The sequence below is a fragment of the Polaromonas sp. P1_G2 genome, from assembly GCF_056405515.1.
In genome coordinates, this window is sequence record NZ_JBFUBY010001019.1 from 1 (window position 1) to 482 (window position 482).

The following is a 482-nucleotide window of genomic DNA, read 5'->3' on the forward strand; positions in this document are numbered from 1 at the left end:
ATACGATATTCACCGCCAAGTAGGGTTGGCAGTCTAAACCCGTAACATTGTCCTTCCTTCAGACCGAGGCCGGCATGACGACAGGCATCCACCAGTGGCTGAAGCAGCCATCCATCGCGATCGTCGGATATCAAGGATAGAAATTCATCCCGGTCTTCTGCAATTTTTGAAAGCTCCGACAACGAAATATCAAAAAAATAGACCTGCCCAATCTCATCAAGAAGAAAGACGTCGGCAAAGCAGTTGCGCGCGAACGGCACGAAGCCGGAAAGTTCAGGCCAAGGATCGATGTCGAGCGGGAACTGAACGAAAGGGATGAGATATTCGGTTGCGTGGTCCATATGTGGAGCATGGCCGAGATTATTATCGGCCGCAAGCTTTGCATGGTCGTTTTAGAAGTACCGATCGCAGCCGTTTCGCCGGTTCCCAAAAGGTAAGTCACTTCCCAAAAAGTGCCGTCTTGCAGCCTCATTCGGTTACTC

At 50.6% G+C, this 482-nt stretch carries 1 protein-coding gene; it reads right to left on the minus strand.

From position 1 onward, the window contains the following. Nucleotides 1-341, minus strand: a 341-nt coding sequence (locus AC1D0P_RS28845) for a T6SS immunity protein Tdi1 domain-containing protein (protein WP_477679866.1), incomplete at its 3' end; no start/stop codon positions are given. Nucleotides 342-482: the final 141 nt, after the last annotated feature.